Source organism: Piscibacillus salipiscarius, assembly GCF_042685285.1.
GTDB classification, from domain to species: domain Bacteria; phylum Bacillota; class Bacilli; order Bacillales; family Alkalibacillaceae; genus Piscibacillus; species Piscibacillus salipiscarius.
Genome location: NZ_JBHUMZ010000045.1, coordinates 1 through 19922 on the forward strand (window position 1 = coordinate 1; position 19922 = coordinate 19922).

22 protein-coding genes are annotated in these 19922 nt (G+C 35.3%); 10 read left to right on the forward strand and 12 right to left on the reverse strand.

Going from position 1 to position 19922, the window contains the following annotated elements:
* Positions 1-118: 118 nt before the first annotated feature.
* The 3 genes from ACFSW4_RS12600 to ACFSW4_RS12610 all read right to left on the reverse strand — a co-directional run bounded on the left by ACFSW4_RS12600 (position 119) and on the right by ACFSW4_RS12610 (position 4532).
* Positions 119-787, reverse strand: a complete 669-nt coding sequence (locus ACFSW4_RS12600) for a potassium channel family protein (RefSeq protein ID WP_054754741.1) — start codon at positions 785-787, stop codon at positions 119-121.
* 145 nt (positions 788-932) lie between these two features.
* On the reverse strand, positions 933-2759 hold the full coding sequence (locus ACFSW4_RS12605; protein WP_377329689.1) for an ABC transporter ATP-binding protein: 1827 nt from the start codon (positions 2757-2759) through the stop codon (positions 933-935).
* A 12-nt stretch (positions 2760-2771) separates the two neighbouring features.
* Positions 2772-4532, reverse strand: a complete 1761-nt coding sequence (locus tag ACFSW4_RS12610) for an ABC transporter ATP-binding protein (RefSeq protein ID WP_377329691.1) — start codon at positions 4530-4532, stop codon at positions 2772-2774.
* A gap of 301 nt (positions 4533-4833) precedes the next feature.
* On the opposite strand from ACFSW4_RS12610, the gene ACFSW4_RS12615 reads away from it, so the two are divergent.
* Positions 4834-6162: an FAD-dependent oxidoreductase gene (locus ACFSW4_RS12615; protein ID WP_377329693.1), complete on the forward strand. Its 1329-nt coding sequence runs from the start codon at positions 4834-4836 to the stop codon at positions 6160-6162.
* 694 nt (positions 6163-6856) lie between these two features.
* Here ACFSW4_RS12615 and ACFSW4_RS12620 read toward each other — a convergent pair.
* The 3 genes from ACFSW4_RS12620 to cbpB all read right to left on the reverse strand — a co-directional run bounded on the left by ACFSW4_RS12620 (position 6857) and on the right by cbpB (position 9275).
* Positions 6857-7969, reverse strand: coding sequence for an N-acetyldiaminopimelate deacetylase (locus ACFSW4_RS12620; protein WP_377329694.1), 1113 nt, complete (start codon positions 7967-7969; stop codon positions 6857-6859).
* A gap of 79 nt (positions 7970-8048) precedes the next feature.
* A complete protein-coding gene (dapD, locus tag ACFSW4_RS12625; protein ID WP_377329696.1) occupies positions 8049-8768 on the reverse strand; it encodes a 2,3,4,5-tetrahydropyridine-2,6-dicarboxylate N-acetyltransferase in 720 nt (239 codons plus the stop codon).
* Positions 8769-8831: 63 nt separating this feature from the next.
* Positions 8832-9275 carry a cyclic-di-AMP-binding protein CbpB gene (gene cbpB, locus ACFSW4_RS12630; protein ID WP_377329698.1) on the reverse strand — a complete coding sequence of 148 codons (444 nt, stop codon included), beginning with the start codon at positions 9273-9275 and terminating at the stop codon, positions 8832-8834.
* 143 nt (positions 9276-9418) lie between these two features.
* Here cbpB and trhA point away from each other — a divergent pair, with 143 nt between their 5' ends.
* The gene (trhA, locus tag ACFSW4_RS12635) at positions 9419-10057 is read left to right on the forward strand and encodes a PAQR family membrane homeostasis protein TrhA (protein WP_054754740.1); all 639 of its coding nucleotides are present in this window, start codon (positions 9419-9421) and stop codon (positions 10055-10057) included.
* A gap of 85 nt (positions 10058-10142) precedes the next feature.
* Here trhA and fadH read toward each other — a convergent pair whose 3' ends face one another.
* Entirely contained in the window at positions 10143-10907 is a 765-nt protein-coding gene (gene fadH, locus ACFSW4_RS12640; RefSeq protein WP_377329700.1) for a 2,4-dienoyl-CoA reductase, read from the reverse strand.
* Between the two features lie 129 nt (positions 10908-11036).
* On the opposite strand from fadH, the gene ACFSW4_RS12645 reads away from it, so the two are divergent.
* Positions 11037-11912: a metallophosphoesterase gene (locus ACFSW4_RS12645; RefSeq protein ID WP_377329702.1), complete on the forward strand. Its 876-nt coding sequence runs from the start codon at positions 11037-11039 to the stop codon at positions 11910-11912.
* Between the two features lie 92 nt (positions 11913-12004).
* Positions 12005-12634 (forward strand): SCO family protein, encoded by a 630-nt coding sequence (locus ACFSW4_RS12650; protein WP_377329737.1) that lies wholly within the window; start codon positions 12005-12007, stop codon positions 12632-12634.
* Positions 12635-12660: 26 nt separating this feature from the next.
* Here ACFSW4_RS12650 and ACFSW4_RS12655 read toward each other — a convergent pair whose 3' ends face one another.
* A complete protein-coding gene (locus ACFSW4_RS12655; protein WP_377329704.1) occupies positions 12661-12852 on the reverse strand; it encodes a hypothetical protein in 192 nt (63 codons plus the stop codon).
* Between the two features lie 449 nt (positions 12853-13301).
* On the opposite strand from ACFSW4_RS12655, the gene ACFSW4_RS12660 reads away from it, so the two are divergent.
* Positions 13302-14030, forward strand: a complete 729-nt coding sequence (locus tag ACFSW4_RS12660) for a ZIP family metal transporter (protein ID WP_377329706.1) — start codon at positions 13302-13304, stop codon at positions 14028-14030.
* Between the two features lie 23 nt (positions 14031-14053).
* Positions 14054-15217, forward strand: a complete 1164-nt coding sequence (locus ACFSW4_RS12665) for an aminotransferase A (RefSeq protein ID WP_377329708.1) — start codon at positions 14054-14056, stop codon at positions 15215-15217.
* A gap of 2 nt (positions 15218-15219) precedes the next feature.
* Here the strand turns inward: ACFSW4_RS12665 and ACFSW4_RS12670 are convergent, their stop codons facing one another.
* The gene (locus ACFSW4_RS12670; protein ID WP_377329710.1) at positions 15220-15402 is read right to left on the reverse strand and encodes a Spo0E family sporulation regulatory protein-aspartic acid phosphatase; all 183 of its coding nucleotides are present in this window, start codon (positions 15400-15402) and stop codon (positions 15220-15222) included.
* Between the two features lie 223 nt (positions 15403-15625).
* On the opposite strand from ACFSW4_RS12670, the gene lepB reads away from it, so the two are divergent.
* Positions 15626-16135, forward strand: a complete 510-nt coding sequence (gene lepB, locus ACFSW4_RS12675) for a signal peptidase I (RefSeq protein WP_369405071.1) — start codon at positions 15626-15628, stop codon at positions 16133-16135.
* Positions 16136-16195: 60 nt separating this feature from the next.
* Here the strand turns inward: lepB and ACFSW4_RS12680 are convergent, their stop codons facing one another.
* From ACFSW4_RS12680 to ACFSW4_RS12690, 3 genes are read right to left on the reverse strand one after another with little or no spacing between them, the layout of a single operon-like run.
* On the reverse strand, positions 16196-16330 hold the full coding sequence (locus ACFSW4_RS12680; protein ID WP_279401934.1) for a YvrJ family protein: 135 nt from the start codon (positions 16328-16330) through the stop codon (positions 16196-16198).
* 57 nt (positions 16331-16387) lie between these two features.
* Complete coding sequence (locus ACFSW4_RS12685; protein ID WP_054754736.1) at positions 16388-16606, reverse strand: DUF2922 domain-containing protein; 219 nt, start codon at positions 16604-16606, stop codon at positions 16388-16390.
* Between the two features lie 32 nt (positions 16607-16638).
* Complete coding sequence (locus ACFSW4_RS12690; protein ID WP_377329713.1) at positions 16639-16860, reverse strand: DUF1659 domain-containing protein; 222 nt, start codon at positions 16858-16860, stop codon at positions 16639-16641.
* 344 nt (positions 16861-17204) lie between these two features.
* Here ACFSW4_RS12690 and ACFSW4_RS12695 point away from each other — a divergent pair, with 344 nt between their 5' ends.
* The 3 genes from ACFSW4_RS12695 to ACFSW4_RS12705 all read left to right on the forward strand — a co-directional run bounded on the left by ACFSW4_RS12695 (position 17205) and on the right by ACFSW4_RS12705 (position 19876).
* Positions 17205-18371 carry a zinc ribbon domain-containing protein gene (locus tag ACFSW4_RS12695; protein ID WP_377329715.1) on the forward strand — a complete coding sequence of 389 codons (1167 nt, stop codon included), beginning with the start codon at positions 17205-17207 and terminating at the stop codon, positions 18369-18371.
* Between the two features lie 11 nt (positions 18372-18382).
* Positions 18383-19594, forward strand: a complete 1212-nt coding sequence (locus tag ACFSW4_RS12700; RefSeq protein ID WP_377329717.1) for a S1C family serine protease — start codon at positions 18383-18385, stop codon at positions 19592-19594.
* Positions 19595-19699: 105 nt separating this feature from the next.
* Positions 19700-19876: a YjcZ family sporulation protein gene (locus ACFSW4_RS12705; protein WP_377329719.1), complete on the forward strand. Its 177-nt coding sequence runs from the start codon at positions 19700-19702 to the stop codon at positions 19874-19876.
* Positions 19877-19922 lie beyond the last annotated feature (46 nt).

The window sequence follows — 19922 nt, forward strand, 5'->3', positions numbered from 1 at the left end:
GCTTTAGATTGAAGATATTATTACATCATCAATATAAAAATATAAAAGTTCGAGTCACATAATTAGGAGTGAGCGTATGCTCACCCCAACATTTGACTTAGAACCGTTTTTTCTTATATTAATCATCTTCAATTACAAGTGCTTTCTCAAACCTTGATATATCTTTATCTGCACCGATAATTATTAGTACATCATCATATAAAATTTTCTCATTCGCCATTGGAGATACATTAATTTCTTTTCCGCGCTTTATCGCAACAACGTTACACCCAAACTTAGCCCGAATATCTAACTCCATTAATGTCTTACCTTGCATTTTCTCCCCTGCTTTAATCTCAACGACGCTGTATTCATCTGATAACTCAAGATAATCTAACACATTACTTGAGATAATACTATGGGCAATTCGTTTTCCCATGTCACGTTCAGGGTGAACAATATCATCAGCGCCAATCTTTTCTAAGATTTTCTCATGATAATCGTTTTGAGCTTTTACAGTAATTCGTTTGACACCAATTTCTCTTAAAAGTAATGTCGTTAAAATACTTGCATGAATATTATCACCAATAGCTACAATCACATGATCTATGTTTCTAAAGCCTAATTCTTTTAAAGCCATTTCATCTGTAGAATCAGCAATCACTGAATCTGAAGCGATCTCTTTGTATTCATTCACTTTATCTTCATCTAGGTCTAAAGCAAGAACCTCTTTACCTTCTTTACTCAGTTCCTTGCAAATACTTCCACCGAAACGACCTAAGCCAATGACACCATATAACTTACTCATATTTTGTTCCTCCTAAAGCTATATCTGACAACAAGTCTACCATATTTCCATTGGTTTGTATCTAAATTATTGATCTGAATTTTTATTATATAAATGCATAAAATTCACAAGACACAACCGCGTATTACCACGGTTGCGTCTTGTTTTAAAGCTGATCGAGCATTTGGAATTGCGATTTAACTAAACCATAATACTCTCCCTGTTTTTTCATCAGTTCATCATGGTCTCCTTGCTCTAAAATACGTCCATGTTCTAACACAATAATGTTATCAGAGTCACGTATCGTTGATAGTCTGTGGGCAATAATGATTGCTGTACGCCCTTTTAACAATTTCTTAAGTGCATTTTGAATCTTAACTTCTGTTTCTGTATCAATACTTGCTGTAGCTTCATCTAAGATTATGATTTTCGGATTTGCTAACAATGCCCGAGCAAATGATAATAACTGTCTTTCACCGGCTGATAGAATATTCCCTCTTTCTTCTACCTCTGTTTCATAGCCATCAGCTAATCTTTGAATAAAATCATCAGCACCAACAACTTTGGCAGCTTCGATAACTTCTTCATCGGAAGCATCAGGTCTACCGAATCTAATATTTTCCATAATCGTTCCTGAGAAAATAAAAGTATCTTGTAAAACGACACTAATATTTTGTCTTAAACCATCTAATTTAACATCCCGTAAATCAACACCATCAATTTTAACGGCCCCTTTAGTGGGATCATAGAAACGGTTTATTAAATTAGCAATTGTAGATTTACCTGACCCTGTGTGTCCAACTAAAGCAACGGTTTGACCTGGCTTCATCTCTAAAGAGATTTCATGAAGAGCAATTCTGTCTTCATCATAAGAGAACTGAACTTGATCAAACACTATGTGTCCTTTAATATCATCTAGTTCAATGGCATTTTCTTTTTCTTTAACATTCGGTTGTTCATCTAAAAATTCAAAGATACGTTCAGATGCTGACATGGCCATTAGTAATTGATTATACATTTGGCCCAACCTTGAAATTGGTTCCCAAAACATACCGATAAAGAACGTAAATGAGATAAATACACCTAGCGTTACAGCAGGATCATTAATAATTAAATATGAACCATAAGCAACAAGAATAATCGTTCCAAAAGCGTTACTCATTTCAACAAACGGTCTAAACATAGCACTTTTTCTAGTTGCTACATTCCAGCTTTGGAAGGTTTCCTCATTAACACCATGGAAGTATTCAGTATTATTATCCTCTTGTGAGAATGATTGGGTGATTCTTACACCTTGAATGCTCTCGTTTAAGTGTGAATTAACACGAGATTGCTGAATTCGTACTTGTTGCCATGAACGACGAATGTTTTTTCTAAGTTTAGTTGAAATATAGAACATGATTGGGATAATGACCATCACGGCTAATGCCAGCTTAGGACTAATCACAAGTAAAATGACCACAATACTGATCAATGTGATAATATCCATTAATAAGTTAATAATCCCATTTGTAAATAATTCTTGCAGTGAGTTAATATCATTCATAATTCTCACAATGATACTTCCTGCTGAACGATTATCGAAAAACCGATTTGAAAGTCTTTGTACATGCGAAAACAAATGATGTCTTAAATCATATACGACGTTCTGACCTAATATATTGACATATTTAATTCTTACGGCATTTCCAATATAGCTTAATAAATACATAACCGCTATACCAATTACAAATTGTATGAGTAAATTATAATCTCCACTTGGTAATACCTGATCAACAATATAAGTACCAATAATGATCGGTACTGCAAGCCTTACCACTGTCGAGATAAGCATAGCAATAACCGCAATTGGCAGTACTGTTTTTGCATACGGCTTAACGTATTTAAGTAATCTTACAAGTTGCTGCCAGTTAAAAGGCTTATCAACTGGAATATCTTGAGTGTAACGAAATCTCTTTAAATGAGGGCTCTTTGCCTTCATCGTTTCTGCCATATGTCTCCCCCCTTAAGCGTGCTGTTTAGTCTTTCCCAAAATCGCTTCCTTATCTTGATACTGTATGTCGTAGATTCGTTGATACGGTCCTCCATTACTTAATAACTCTTCATGTTTACCGCGTTCTACAATATTTCCATCCTCGAGTACTAAAATTTCATCAGCGTGCTTTAGTGATGAAATACGATGCGCAATAATGAATGTTGTGCGTCCTTTCATCACTTCTTTTAGCGCTTTTTGAATCTTAAACTCTGTTTCCATATCTACAGCTGAAGTAGCATCGTCTAATACAAGAACTTTAGGGTTTATTAGAATCGCGCGCGCAATAGATATACGTTGCTTCTGACCTCCAGATAGACCCATACCTCGTTCACCAAGTAACGTATCATATCCATTAGGCATCTCCATGATAAAGTCATGTGCTTGAGCTCGTTTTGCGGCATCAATAATTTCATCCATTGAAGCCTCAGGATTACCGTAAGCAATATTATCCTTAATCGATGTAGAAAATAAAAATGGCTCTTGTAAGACGAAGCCTATGTGCTTTCTCATATCTTTTAAGGAATAATCTGAAATTGGTTTGCCATCTAAAAGAACCTCACCTTGCTCTGGTTCATAGAATCTTGTAATCAATTGTGTAATACTTGTTTTACCTGAACCAGTCGCACCGATTAAACCAATGGTCTTTCCTGGAGGTGCATCAAATGATACATTTTTAAGCGCCTCATCGTCGTCCTCAACATAAGTTAAAGTGACATCGTTAAATGCAATATGGCCTTTAACGTTTTTACTCTCAATAGGACTTGTTGCATCTTTAATTTCATCTTCAGATTCTAGAATTTCTAACAAACGCTCCCCAGATGCTTTAGATTGAGAGAACATGTTAACAACGAAACCAAAGTTCATAAGTGGACCAACTAAGTACCAGATTAAGTTAAAGTAGGCTGCAATGACACCAATCGATATTGATCCATTCATGTACAGGTAACCACCAAAGGCTAGTAAAACTACAACTGAGATATTACCCATGAACTCCATTAACGGAAAGTATTTCGACCAGATTTTAGCTGTATCTAAATAATGTTGACGGTAGTTATCACCTTTATCTGAAAAGCGACCAATCTCAAAATCTTCTCGAGATAATGATTTAACTGTGTTCATACCTGAAATATTCTCTTGGACACGTGTGTTTAAACGACCAAATGATTTACGGATCCCTCTAAAGGCGGGATGCACTCGTTTATCAAATTTCATAACGATGACTATTAAAAAAGGCATGGATGCCATCGTTGCTAATGCAAGTGGCACTGAATAATAGAACATAACTGAAACACTAGATAAGACGAGTAAAATAATTCTAATTAATTCTGAAAAACCAAAAGACAGGAAAAAGCGGAACAATTCTACGTCCGCAGTCAAACGGGACATTAGGTCCCCTGTTTTGGCATTATCATAATAATGAAATGATAGACGCTGTAACTTTTTATATAATGCATCTCTTAAATTAAAAACTGCTGAAATTCCAAAATAATCCCCCATATATTGATGAAAGAATGTTGCGACTGATTTTAATACCATTAATCCTAAAAATGCTAAACACAACATTGGAACTAAGCTGTAATTTTCTTCACCTATTACACGGTCAACTGTAATTTGGATTACGATTGGATAAACAACCGTAATAATGACCACGAAGAATAATGAAATTAACGATATGAAGAAAAACCGCTTATAAGGCCAATAAAAATCTTTTAGCTTCTTAAACGTATCCATGATGTTCCCCCTTTTTAAGCTATGAAAGCACTAATTTAGAAAAAATTAGTACTTTTATAAATATACCGAGTTCCGAAATAAAATTCTACCCCTTTTAGAGAAAAAATTAAAAAAATTTATAATAATTATCCTAAGACAAATAGTAACTTTTTACGTCAACACATAGAACGAATTTAAATCAGACCTAAGACCGAGAAGATTTTAAAATACGTTATGTGGTATATTAATAAAGTAGATGGACTTATATACTTTAAATTTGGCCTGTTCATTAAGAGCAGGCTTTTTCATAAGGAGTGGTTCAATGAAGTATGTCATCATAGGTGGAGATGCTGCAGGAATGAGTGCAGCTATGCAAATTGTTAGAGCTAAACAAAATCATGACATAACTGTTCTAGAGCGTGGCGAGATATACTCATATGGACAGTGTGGTTTACCTTATACCATTAGCGGGATTGTGGATGAGCCTGAAGATGTTATTGCTAGAAGTGTTGAGACGTTTAGAAACAAATATGGAATTAATGCTAAAATTAACCATAATGTAACTAACGTCGATCAGGATAATAAAGAAGTACATGGTACCATTACTACAACTGGCGAGCCATTTAAATATGAATACGACAAACTACTAATAGCTAGTGGTGCTAGTCCCGTCAATCCGAATTGGGATGGCATTGATTTATCTGGTATTTTTCATGTCAAAACGATCCCTGACACAAAAGACATCCTCAGTTATTTAAAGAAAGATGTCAAAAATGTCACCATTGTTGGTGGTGGTTATATTGGATTAGAAATGGCAGAAAACTTTAAGGAAATTGGAAAAAACGTGACCATAATTCAGAGAGGGCATCAGTTGATGAGCCCATTTGATTCAGATATGGCTAAATTAATTCATAACGAAGCTGAAAAACAAAACATTAATGTTGTCTTCGGTGAATCAGTAACTGGTTTTTCAGGAATCGAAAAAGTAGAGAAAGTCATAACAGATCAAAATGAATACCCGACTGACTTAGCCATTGTATCAATTGGGATTAAACCGAACACTCAATTCCTAAACGACGAATTTGAATTTGGTGAAATAGGTGAACTAATCGTTAATGAATACATGCAAACCAACGTTAAAGATGTTTATGCAGCAGGTGACTGCGCGTCTCAATTTAATAAAGTTAAGCAGAAAAATGATTATGTCCCGTTAGGAACTCATGCGAACAAACAAGGGATGATTGCTGGTCAAAACTTAGCTGGTGAATCAGTAACGTTTAAAGGAATGACTGGAACATCTATATTGAAATTTTTAGATTTACAGATTGGTCGTACTGGTTTATCTGAGAAAGAAGCTAACGATTTATCACTTAATTATGACTCTGTCACCATAACGACAAGGCCCGTTGCAGGTTATTATTCTGATGAAGAAACGTTAACGGTTAAGTTAGTGTTTGAAAAAGAAACGAAGCATCTATTAGGCGGCCAAATAATTGGGCATAAAGGTGTGGATAAGCGTATTGATGTATTAGCGACAGCATTATTCCATAACATGACGACAGTTGCGTTATTAGATTTAGACCTCTCCTATGCCCCGCCTTTTAACGGCGTATGGGACCCAATTCAGCAAGCTGCAAAAAGAACGTTATAATTAAATTACGGTTGTCAAAAAATTAGTTGTAAAAAATAAAAAGAAATGCCCGTTAACTCTACTTAAATGAACTAAACCCCAGTTAGTGGACTAATTAATAAAAGTCCCTAACTGGGGTTTGTTATGTTATTTAACTATCACTGTTATAATGAATTTAATCGCAACATCCTTGTTGCAACGCCGAACTGACCCACATCCTGTGGCCCTCAGCTCGTGCCGTCCCGTAGGAGTCTCGTGTATTTCCAATGCTTAAGATTTACTATAGATTGAGTAAAACAAATTATAATGCTAACCAAACGGACCTACTCGAACAAAACCCAAATGTTGCGGACCATTCGTTGATTGTCGTGATATTATTTTGATTACACTTTTTTGTATTTCAGGTTGGCCTGACACTCCTGCGGGAAAGCGAGCCAGGCGAGACCCCGCAGAACGAAACGTTAGTGGAGTTCGAGGAGGCTCGCGGGTCGCCCGAGGAAAGGGAAGGCCTAACCTGAAAGGTTAACCTCAAGTATTTTTATCAAGTTATCAGAAGATAACCTACACTCCAACAAATACTGTAGAGCCAAAAAATGAACCCGAATCAGTATCGAGATCATCTTTTAGCTGCCTAGCTTTTTTAAAACTGTCCACTTTCGAGGGTACAGTTCAAAAATGCGGGCATTTCTTTATTTATCTAAAACTTCTTCTTACTTTACACCGATCTAATTGTTCCTGTAACGGCTTCAATCCCAACTGATATCGCGTCTTCATTAGGATTCAGCTTACTATGATGTAAACCATAAGGTGAATCCACACCTAACCAAAACATAAACCCAGGAATTTCTTTAAGGAAATAACCAAAGTCTTCACCAGTCATTGCCTCAGGTGCATCAACGTAATGAATTGACGTACCTTCAAGTGACTTTTTAAATTGACCAACAAGACCTTCATCATTATGAACCATGTAATAATTTGCTCCATAATCAACAGAAGTTTCACAGTCAAACCTAGTTTCGATCCCACTTAATATTCGTTCAATTCCATCTTTTATTAACTGCATTGAATCAGGATGAATCGTTCTAATCGTTCCTTCGACACGTGCATGTTCAGCAATAATATTCTGAACAGTTCCAGCTTGCATTTTCCCTAATGTGACAACAGCTGGTTTTAGAGGGTCACGCATTCTACTAACAATCTGTTGTAACTGAATGTTAAATGTACTTGCAGCCATAATCATATCTTTTGTTTCATGAGGATAAGCTGCATGGCCACCTTTACCTCTAAAGTCTATAAACAACTCACTTGTATTAGCAAAAAGAAGGCCCGGCTTTGAACTCACGGTACCAACAGGTAGTTTCGGGTCAATATGTAGAGCAAAGATCGCATCTGGACTATATGTTTTCATAGGTTCACTTTGCAGCATTGGCTCTGCTCCGCCAGGCCCTTCTTCTGCTGGTTGAAAAAGAAATAATGCGTGATCTTTAGGTCTTTTGATAACTATATCGGTCAACGCTCCAAGTGCAATTGTCATGTGAAAGTCATGACCACAAGCATGCATATATCCATCGTGTTCCGATGCATATTCTAGTTCTGTATTCTCTTCAATTGGTAATCCATCGATATCAGTGCGATAAGCTATCGTTTTGTTTCCAACAGTTCCTTCAACAAATACAAATATCCCCGTTCTCCATGTTTCTACTGTTATGTGCTCTTGAGGTAACGAATGAATATAATTTAATAAATATTGTTGTGTCTTAAATTCCTTAAAACCAATTTCGGGAATTTTATGTAATTCTCTCCTGATTGTTAACCACTGATCACTCATCTATTAATCGACCTTTCTACATTTTTATGAATAAGTTTTAAAAAAAGCGGAACCTGTTAAGATTCCGCTTTAGTTCATATTAATCGTCTAGCTTTCTTAATGCACTCATAATTTCAGTTTTGGATTTTGTTTGGTCATCAATTTCTTTAAGCACTTTAGCTGGTGTACCAGCGACAACCGTATTTGGAGGTACATCTTCAGTTACAATTGCACCAGCAGCGACAACTGCACCTTCCCCTACTGTTACTCCTTCTAAAATAACCGCGTTTGCTCCTACAACTACGCCGTCCTCAATAACAACTGGTTTAGCAGAAGGCGGTTCAATAACTCCGGCTAGTACAGACCCCGCTCCAATATGACAGTTTTTACCAACTGTTGCACGACCGCCTAATACAGCATTCATATCAATCATTGTACCTTCACCAATTGCAGAACCAATATTGATGGATGCTCCCATCATAATAACGACCCCATCACCAATTTCAACTTGATCACGAATGATCGCTCCTGGTTCAATACGTGCATTTATGTTTTTTAAATCCAATAATGGAATAGCTGAGTTACGACGATCGTTTTCTACTACGTAATCATCAATTAGATGACTAAAACGTTCTAGTTCTTCTTTCACTACTTTCCACTCGCCGAAAATAACTCCTGTTTGTTCATCAACAAACGCTTGAATTCCTTCGCTAAATTCGATACTACTTAGCTTTTTACCTTTGATATACACTTTAACTGGTGTAGATTTTTTTGCATCTGAAATAAATTGAATAATTTCATTCGCATCCATCATTTTCATGTTGAATCCTCCATTAAACAGTTTTACTTTACTTTATCAAAAGGTTAAAATCTTTGACAAGTCTTAACTACGTTGTTGGTAATATTCGTTTCTTAATTGCTTAAGCATCTCTCTTCGTGTATAAATTCCAACCATTCGCTCTCGGTCATCTAACACACAGGCAAATGAATAATCGATTAATACATGTAACACATTCTCAAGTGAATCTGATACATGTACGGTTGGAATATCAACGTTCATAACATCTTCTACTGTTTTGGAATATAATTGTTCAACTTCGATTTTTTCTATTCCAAACATCGCTTCAACTATGTCTGATTTGCTAATAATTCCGCAAAATTTCCCATCTAAATCTAATACTGGTACAGCATTGTATCCAGTTTTCGTTAACACTAGCAATGCATGCTCTAGCGGATTCTTTAGTTGAACATGTGCGACTTTTTCAGCGTCAATCATATCTTCAGTTACTGGTATCGTTGATAAATCGAAACTCGATAAATCTAACAATATACTCTCCTCCTTATTTAGCACAGGAGTAACACCCAACGTACATTTTAACATAAATACACAAAAAGGTATAACTCGCGCCTACTTTTTATACCCGATTTCATTTATAATAAACAACAGAAAGAGAAAAGAGGGATTTTGATTTGTCACACGAATTTACTCGTAAAGAAGAAGCCGTTAATGCATTTACACATGGACTAGGAGCACTCCTTAGCATTGCCGGACTGGTTATTTTAATAGTTTTTGCTTCGATTCACGGTAATGTTTGGCACGTCGTATCAGTTACAGTTTATGGCGTAACAATGTTAATCATGTATTTATCATCAACAATTGTTCATGCCTTAAAGGATGGGCGGGCAAAAGACATCTTTTTATTTATTGACCACTCTTCGATCTATTTATTTATAGCTGGAACGTATACACCCATCTTATTAGTTCTGCTTAGAGGACAAATCGGTTGGACATTATTTGGGGTCATTTGGGGTGTTGCCATTCTAGGAATCATATTTAAAATCTTTTTTGTTAAAAGATTTATGGTTATCTCTACATTAATTTATATATTGTTAGGTTGGTTTATAGTTTTTGTATGGGATCCACTAGCTGCAGAGATGGAGGTTAGAGGACTCATTTACTTAATAATTGGTGGGATTTTTTATAGTGTAGGAAGCATTTTTTATATGTGGAGAGGCTTTCCGTATCATCATGCAGTTTGGCACTTATTCGTAATAGCAGGAAGCGCATTTCATTTCTTCGCTATCTTGTTTTATATAGTGCTAGTATAATTAAATATATCCTGCCCTATAAGGGGTTCCTTATTACAAAAATGGCTACGAAGTTGATAAATAACTCGTAGCCATTTCCATGTTATTAAAAAGGATATTGATTAAGATGCTGTCCTCCATCTAGCGTTACAACTTCACCATTCATATACTTAGCGTCATTTAAGATAAAGTAAGCTAAATCAGCAATCTCTTCTGGCTCACCTAGTCGTCCTAAAGGGACAGAGTTCAATGTTCGTTTAGCTGCTTCTTCAGATTCCCACAGTTTATCTGCTCCACCTGTTCTGTCAATTGGCCCTGGTGCAATGGCATTTGATCGAATGCCATACTTTCTCCCCCACTCTACTGCTAACGTGCGAGTCAGGTTAAGTACACCTGCTTTCGCTGCAGAAGAATGCGCCACTCCAGGACCCGCATCCCAAGCATATGTAGCTACCATGTTCACAATATTTCCTTTAATTCCGTTATCTATCCAGTGCTTTCCAACCGCATGGCTGCAGTAAAAAGTTCCGTTCAGCACAATATCGATAACGGCATTCCAGCCATTATAAGACAATTTTTCAATTGGGGCTATAAAGTTACCCGCAGCATTATTCACTAAATGGTGAATTGCACCATATTCCTCTACGGTCTCTTTTACCATTCGCTCAACATCTTCAGTACTTCTAACATCCATCATAACGGTTTTAACAGATAAATTTTGTCCACCTTGAATATCTTCTTTCGCTTGATCAAGACGTTCTTGGTTTCGGCCAGTAATGACGACTCTAGCACCTTCGTTCGCAAATTTCTGTGCCATGTATTTCCCCATTCCACTAGTTCCACCAGTAACGATCACGACTTCGTCTTTCATACATACTCCTCCTTCAAAAACTTTTCTGTTAATACTGAATACTTATTCATTTTCTAATTATTATCTCATATCTTAACCGAAAAAACCATGCTATAATGAATTTAAGGTTTAAAAAAGAGGATGAACAACATGAGCGAGAAAGTATCTAGAAGACATTTTTTAAAACGTTTAACATTCGGAACATTAAGTGTTATAGGCCTGTCTTACGGTGGTTATTACTATGCACACGATGTGGAGCCCAGGTGGCTAAATATTGTTCAATCAGTTGTTAAATCAAAACGCATCCCTAAATCTTTTAATGACTTTAAAATCGTTCAAATTACTGATACGCATATAGGTTTTCAATATAAAGTAAAAGAGCTAAGAAAATTAATAAATACTGTTAATAATCAGAACCCTGATTTAGTCGTTTTCACAGGGGATCTAACAGATAACCCATCGAAAATGGAGGAATTTACTTATCAAGAAATTATCAGTGTAATGTCCAAAATCAAAGCTCCTTACGGTAAGTATTGGATTTACGGTAATCACGACCATGGCGGATATGGAACGGATCACATTAGAGAAGTTATGAAGGATAGTGGGTTCAAATTATTACAAAATGAAACGACTAAAATCTCAATCAATCAAGACTATATTAATCTATCTGGATTAGATGACATCTTATTAGGCAAACCAGAACCTTCTACTTTAATTCCAAATGCAGAAAAAGAGCAATTCAATGTTCTTCTATGTCATGAGCCGGACTTTGCTAAAACTATGACAAACTACCCATTTGACTTGCAGCTATCAGGTCATAGTCATGGAGGGCAAATTCAGCTTCCTTTTATCGGATATATTGTGACGCCTCACTTAGGAACAGAATACGTGGAAGGCTCCTTTGAATTAGGAGAACGTCCATTAAAGCTTTATGTTTCTAGAGGATTAGGTACAACTAGGTTGCCTTTTCGTTTTCTATGCCGGCCTGAGATTAATGTTTATACACTTCAATCAAACTCTGTTTAAGATCTTGTCAAGGAATTGTTAAAAATGGCAGGTTCTATTTGTTATATTCAACATATAAAAGTGCTAGAATAAAGTTGGATATTGATTGGAGCGTGAATACATTGATTAAAAAGTTTAGTATATTATTTTTCACTTTGTCGATTATTGCCTTGATGTCCGCTTGTGGAAGTGATAGCGCTCAAGGTGATGAGAAGCAAAGTGAAGAAAATCAGGAAATTAAACCACAGTACGACCAAGAAGTGCAAGATTTCAGTTTTACTAATCAGGATGGACAAACTGTTTCTTTAGAGGATTTAAAAGGTGAATACTGGGTAGCAGACTTAATTTTCACAAATTGTGAAACAGTATGCCCCCCAATGACAGCTAACATGGCAAAATTACAACAACGTCTTGACGAAGAAGGACTAGATATAAGACTAGTTTCATTCTCAGTAGACCCTCATAACGATAACCCAGAAGCGCTAAAAGCCTTTGGGGATAAACATGGTGCTGATTATAGTAACTGGGATTTTCTAACGGGATATACACAAGAAGACATTGAAAGCTTTGCATCTAATTCATTTAAAGCACTAGTATCAAAAGTTGATGGTGAAGATCAAGTAACACACGGCACTTCTTTTATGCTTGTGTCACCTGAAGGAAAGATGATTAATCGTTTTAATGGAACCTCTTTTGAGGAAGTTGAGAAAATTATAGAATACTTAAATCATTATAAAAAATAGTCTGGCGATATATGCCAGACTATTTTTTAATCATTTCTTATAATTAAATAAACAATCAATCCAATAATTGGAAAAAACAATGTACCAATAAGTACAATAATAGCGTATTCCTTACTATTACCTTTTCTTATAGAATCTCGGTAAGCCCAAATGCTAGTAATGATATTTAATAATATTAATAAAAACACAAAAAATAAGACCCCAAAAATCACTTCCATGTACGAATCCCCCTCTCTCCCTATATGTTAATGTAATATGTCACAGTTGTGAAGATTAGACTAATGGTCTTAAGTAGAAATATTTTTGTTTCTAAAATATTGTGATAAAATTTTAGCTACGAATGTTATGAAAAAGATCATACCTAGAATTAAAATAGCAATCCATAGTGAACCAAGAACTTCTTTTAGTTCATGCACATCGTTTGAGTAAGAATTTGTGAGTGCTAAAACAGTTAATGTCATGCTCGTCGTACATAATGAGATGATTAAATAATTTAATGTGTAAATACATTTTCGTTTAATTAATTTTAAAATAATGGGCTTTAATATTAAATATGCACAAAATATTAAAATTAAGAAGATTAGACTTCTATACAAATATTCAATTATCATTGGATTTTGAAACATTTTAATCCACTCCTACCTTATATGATGAAAGGGTTCTCAACATGAGTGACGTCATACTTGGAAGTTTACTTGCCGGTCTAGCAACTGGTGTTGGTGCTATTCCTGTACTATTTATCAAAAGATTAACCCATAAATGGCGCGACATATTGCTCGCATTTGCGGGAGGTGTCATGTTAGCTGCTGCCTTATTAAGCCTGATACCAGAAGCTTTAAACTATGGGACTCTGACACAATTAGCGATCGGTTTAATCATCGGAGCAACTGTATTATCATTATTGGAACATTCCATCCCACATATACACGTTGAAAACTTAAATCAATCAATAAAAATTGACCAAAAGGCAATGCTTATAATTGCAGCCATTACACTTCACAACATTCCAGAAGGTTTAGCAACAGGAGTCAGTTATGCTAGTGGTAAAGAAGGTTTGGGAGAAGTGGTTGCCATTGCCATTGGTACTCAAAATGCACCGGAAGGATTTTTAGTAGGATTATTTTTAATTCATCAAAATATAAAAAGGATGACTGCGTTCATCATAGCTTCTTTAACTGGGCTTGTAGAAGTATTAACCGCTCTTTTAGGTTACTATTTAACAAACTTACTGGATGGATTAGTACCGTATGGACTAGCATTCGCAGCAGGGGCCATGTTGTTTATTATCTATAAGGAATTAATACCTGAAAGTCATGGCGACGGTCATGAACGACCTGCTACCCATTCTTTTATTCTAGGTATATTACTGATGATATCGTTAATAGAAATTTTTTAATTAGAAAGCATGGTGAATTAAACATGGAAGAATATTTAAACCAAAATGTTAAAGATATTGAGATCTCAGGAATTAGAAAGTTTTTTAACTTAGTTCAAGGCAAAAAAGATATTGTCTCATTAACCATTGGCCAGCCTGATTTTAAGACGCCCAATCATATTAAAGAAGCTACAAAACAATCACTTGATCAGAACTTTACAACCTACACGCCTAATGCGGGCATACCTGAACTAAGAAAGTCTGTTTCAGACTATGTTAGTGAACAATATCAGCTTCAATATAAGCCGGACGAAGAAGTCATTATAACAGTCGGTGCCTCTCAAGCAATAGATATTACATTAAGAACGATTATTGAACCTGGTGATGAAGTACTTCTACCAGGACCAGTTTACCCTGGATACGAACCTTTGATTAAGTTGGCTGGCGGGAAACCAGTCTATGTAGATACAAGAGAGCACAACTTTAAATTTACATCAGATCTCATTGAGAAACATTTAACTTCAAAAACTAAATGTGTCATTTTGCCATACCCATCGAATCCTACTGGCGTTAGTTTAACAAAGGACGAGCTACGAGACATTGCACAATTATTAAAAGATCAACCAGTCTTTATTCTTGCAGATGAGATTTATCATGAACTAACTTTCGAAAAACCTCATGTTTCGATTGGTGCATTTGATGAGGTTAGAAAACAAACGCTTATTGTTCAAGGAGTTTCAAAGTCTCATTCAATGACGGGATTTAGAATTGGTTTTCTTATGGGTGATTCTAATGTTATGAAACATGTATTAAAGGTTCATCAATATAATGTTTCGTGTGCCACTTCAACAAGTCAATATGCTGCTTTAGAAGCAATGAATAATGGTCTTGAGGATCCTAAAACAATGAGAGAAGCTTACTTAAAGAGAAGAGATTATATAGTTAATCGGCTAGAACATATGGGGGTTGATGTCGTTAAGCCGGATGGAGCTTTTTATGTGTTTCCTAAATTAACTCCACCCGGGCAATCATCATTTGATTTTGGAATAACCTTAGTTGACCATGCCGGATTAGCCCTTGTACCTGGTGACGCGTTTTCCTCGTATGGTCAGGGTTATATGAGAATATCATATGCTTATCATGAAGAGGTATTAAAAGAAGGACTGGACAGATTGGAAGAGTTTTTGCTTAGTCAACAAACAAGATAGGCTTAAGTTACCTTTTTTTCATGATTCTTTAAGAACTGATATTCATTTAACAAAGTGTCTAACTGTTGCGACACCTTGATCGACTCATGACTAGTGTAGCCATATTCAGACGCAATATTGATCATATGATTCCTCAGTTTTTCAATATCTTGTTGCAGCTGTTGTAATTGGTTGTAAGACGACACTGTGCTTGTTCCTCCTTACTTGACTACAAAGGTCTTTTCTACTGCTGTACAAGCTTTAATGAATAGTTATATCTTACTACAAATTATCATAAAAGTGTGTAATTTTAATCATTTTAAACTCAATTTAACATCATGTAAAATAATTATAATGAATTTGTTGCTACATACGTAAAATATTGTGGTAGGATATATAATAAAGAACTGAGTTGAGAGGGAGATTTCCTTGAAAAAAGAGATATGGGAATGGACCAAAGCAATTATTATAGCCGTTGTATTAGCGTTTTTTCTAAGGTCTTATGTGTTTGCAACTTCTATAGTAGAAGGAACAAGTATGGATCCTACATTACATAATGGCGAACGAGTCATTTTTAATAAAGCGATATATTTATTTGACGAACCCTCTAGAGGTGATATCGTCATTATCCAGCATCCTAATAAGAACTATGTTAAAAGGGTTATTGGATTACCTAATGAGACCGTCCAAGTTAAAAATGGAGTATTGTATATTAACGGTAATGAAGTAGATCAGGGTTTCTTACCTCCTAATCAGCGTAATGAAACATCCGATTTCGGACCTGAAAAAGTACCGGCTAACCATTACTTTGTAATGGGAGACAATCGCGATATTAGTAAAGATAGCCGAAATGGATTAGGGTACATCCATGAAGATGATATCATTGGAAGGTCAGAGATTGTGATTTATCCTTTTGATCAAGTGTCTTTAACAAGATAGTAAATAAAACACCCGAAACTAACCGTAACTAACCGTAACTACGGAGCTTCGGGTGTTTTTTTATATTAGATGATCGGGTAACCGAAGGATGGATTCATTCAACTCTTCTAGCCTCTTTTCTATTCTGTGCAATAAATAAAATGTAACCAGAATAGGAAAGCCCACTTCAGGAATCCAGTTCACCCAAGTTTCCATTACCTTCACCCCTTTTCGCTAATAGAAAAAGGCCTTATAACAAGGCCTTTTTCAGACTTATACTAGAGAAATCTCTGTGACAGTACGATCAACAATTTGAGCAGTATCAATCGCAACTAAAGGACCACCACTTGATGTGAAAACATTATTAGCAATGATGGTATCCATTGCATTTTTCACCGCTACAGGATCTGCAGGGTCGATTGGATTATCAAGCGATATAGTTGCTACTGAACCTAACTCAGTCTTAAATTTTAATTCAAGTCGTTTAGCCAATTATGTTCCACTCCTTCCTCAAGAATAATGTTTTAGACTTCATTTAAATCAAATGACTCATTGCGTACGATGTTTAGCAAGGTGAATGTTTGTAAGGAACCTAATGCCTCACCAACCGCAAATAACTGATCTGGAGTTGAATCCATATTAATTTGATTGTAAGACTTTCTTCTAATAATTGCCTTACCTTCTTCATCAACTCCTGCGTTAAAAACCAACTGCAATTGAGTACTTGTCTTAACTTGACTTGCCATACCCCTCATCCCCCTTTCAACTTTATAATCGAAAAGAAATAAAAAAAGTGTGGAATGCTTGAAACATTCCACACGGCTCATACGTCCAATTAATTGTAAGTAATTATAAATTTAATGTTTAGCATTGTCGAATACACAATAACCAATAAAAGTTGCTAATAATGCTAAACTGATGATACCCATTGCTATTTCCATTATAGTAATCCTCCTCTGACTTATAATGTTATTAGTTATTATTATTTTAACAAATAAATTATATCATATATATTCGTTTTTTTATGAATCGAATTGATGTAAAATAATGTAGAACCCTTTTAAATAAAAGACAGATAAGGTGATTAACTATGCACTACTGCCCGAAATGCGGTGCTAAAACACATGAAGGTGAACAATATTGTGTATCTTGCGGCATCCATCTACCAGAAGATATAAAAAACCGATTTGATGAAGAAAAAGAGCCCCAAGGGTTTAATAAATGGTGGCTTGTGCCAATATCTACTTTAATTTTCACATTAATTCTAGCCATTGCTATTCATTTTTACTTAGAATATCAACAAGATCAAGCAAAAGCAACTTATCAAGACGGGGTTGAATTAGCTTTAGAAGGCCAATTTAATAATGCAAAAGATCACTTTGAGCAATCACTAGATTTCAAGAGTAATTATAAAGCTGCCCAGCAAAACCTTGAATTTATGGACATTGCAATTAACATACAAAAATCATTGAATGAAATTGATAAATTGATTAAAGCTGAGTCTTACCAACAAGCTATGAATCTAACAAATGATATTGAAAGCAGATTGAAAAACTATGACGGAGAAGTTGTGAATCTATTACTATCAAATATTGTTGATAAACGAAATGAAATTAAAATCGAGCAAGTTCGAAGTTCACTAGACGAAGATAATGGAATTGACGATTTGAAAATTCAACTCTGGCAAATCGAATCCATCGATTCTGAGGATGCTGATAAATTAGAAAATCAGATGAAAGAACGTATCGTAAACCATTCTTTCAACCGTGCTAACAAAGAATTAAATGAAAATCAATTTTCATCTGCTTTAGCAATTGTAAAAGATGCTTTAAGATACGTTCCAGACAACGAAAAGTTAAAAAGTCTAAAAACAACGATTGAAAAACAACAGGTCGCGTTTGAAACAGAGCAAAACAAACGAATAGAACAAGCCTTAAACCAATATGAAATTGAGCAAGAGAATAATGAGAACGATGCTGTTGAAATCAAGACAATTGAAGCCAAGCTTAACGATGAAGGCAAAATTACAGTTAGCGGTGAGCTTAAAAGTGTTGCAACAGTTCCCATTTATTCATTATCAGTCAAATACTCTCTTCAAAACAAAGACGGCAAGCAGATTTTAGAGAACGAAACATTCCTTTATCCAGAGACACTTTACCCAGAAGAAACTGCGAATTTTGAGTATACTCACTACGATGTAGAAGAAGAAGTGGATATAACTGTTGAAAAGATATCATGGTTTCTTGAAGGGCAATAGGAGTTGATTCAATGCTTAGTAAAAATAATAAAGTCCTTCCCATCAGTCTTTCAGTAGTCACTTTAATAGTGGGATTATTAGCTATATTTGTATACTTTAATTATTGGGAAGATGATGTATTAGCAACAGAAAACGGTTTGGTCAAAGTAGTAGAAAATGAAAACAATAACGAAATGAAAGATCTACAAACGATCATCCATGAAGCAGAAAAATATGTCGTACAAATTGAAGCAGTTGGTTCTTCAACTGAAAGTGAAGGATCCGGTTTTCTTTTTAATGACAAAGGTGATATCGTAACGAATGCCCATGTAGTAGATAATGCAACAGATATTTTTGTCAAAACGTCTGATGGTACATCTACTTACCCAGCAGCTTTAATCGACATGAATGAAAAGAAAGACATAGCAGTACTACGAGTGCCTCAACTCAAAAATCAAGGTTCAGTTAACATAAATCCTAATTTTGAACCTAATATAGGAGACGAAATCATTGCAGTGGGGTCTCCTCACGGTTATGCAGGTACTTTTACTGACGGGATTATTTCAGCAAAAAATAGAAGCTTTTCTGTTAATAACTCAGAATACAAAAATCTTTATCAAATTTCAGCCAGTATTCTTCAAGGTAATAGTGGCGGACCTTTAATCCATAAAGAAACTGGTCTAATCATTGGAATTAATGCTGCAGCTAGTAAAGATGGTAACATAGGTTTCACAATTCCGATCTCACAAGTATATGACATGATTCAAATGTGGTCTGATGTCGCAGATGATGAAGAATTAAACTTTGAAATTGACCCGAAAGCTTATCAATCAGTGGATGCAAGTTCATTAAGGAATGACGCAGAGTATATTGTGAATTATTATTACGATACATTAAATGTAAGAGATTACTTTGCAGCCTATTCTCTTTTAGGCAGTGAAGAACAAATTAAAAGAAGCTATCAAGATTTTAGGGATTTAAGTGTTCAGTCAATCAATATTAATGTTCAAAATATTGAACTGGGTGAACCTGAAGAAGATTCAATTAAGGTTACCGCATTCGCTGATCACTCCATTCGTAAAAATGAAGAAATTTTAGAGACACATCATTATAAATCTGTCTTCACTGTTGGCTACGAAAATGATCAACTGAAAATATTATCGCTAAATCGGGAATTGTTATCTAAAACAGAACAAGAAATTAAAGAAGAACCTAAAAAAAATCAATCTGATCAACAATCTTAAAGAACGGCATTTGCCGTTCTTTATTTCATTTATATAGGTTAATATCCTTAGCATTACAAACGCGGATACATATACATAACTGAAAGCGCTTATGGAGGTGATTTCATGTACGGTGGAAACGCTGGTAATTTAGGAAATATGGGCAATATGGGAAACATGGGTAATCTAGGAAATGTAGGCAACGTAGGTAATGTTGGAGGTCACTGTGGATTCAACAATTTTGCGTTAATTGTTGTATTGTTTATCCTACTCATCATTGTAGGAGCAGCATTTTACTGCTAATTATTAATATAACCAAAACACTGACCTTGCTTTTTACTCAAACAAG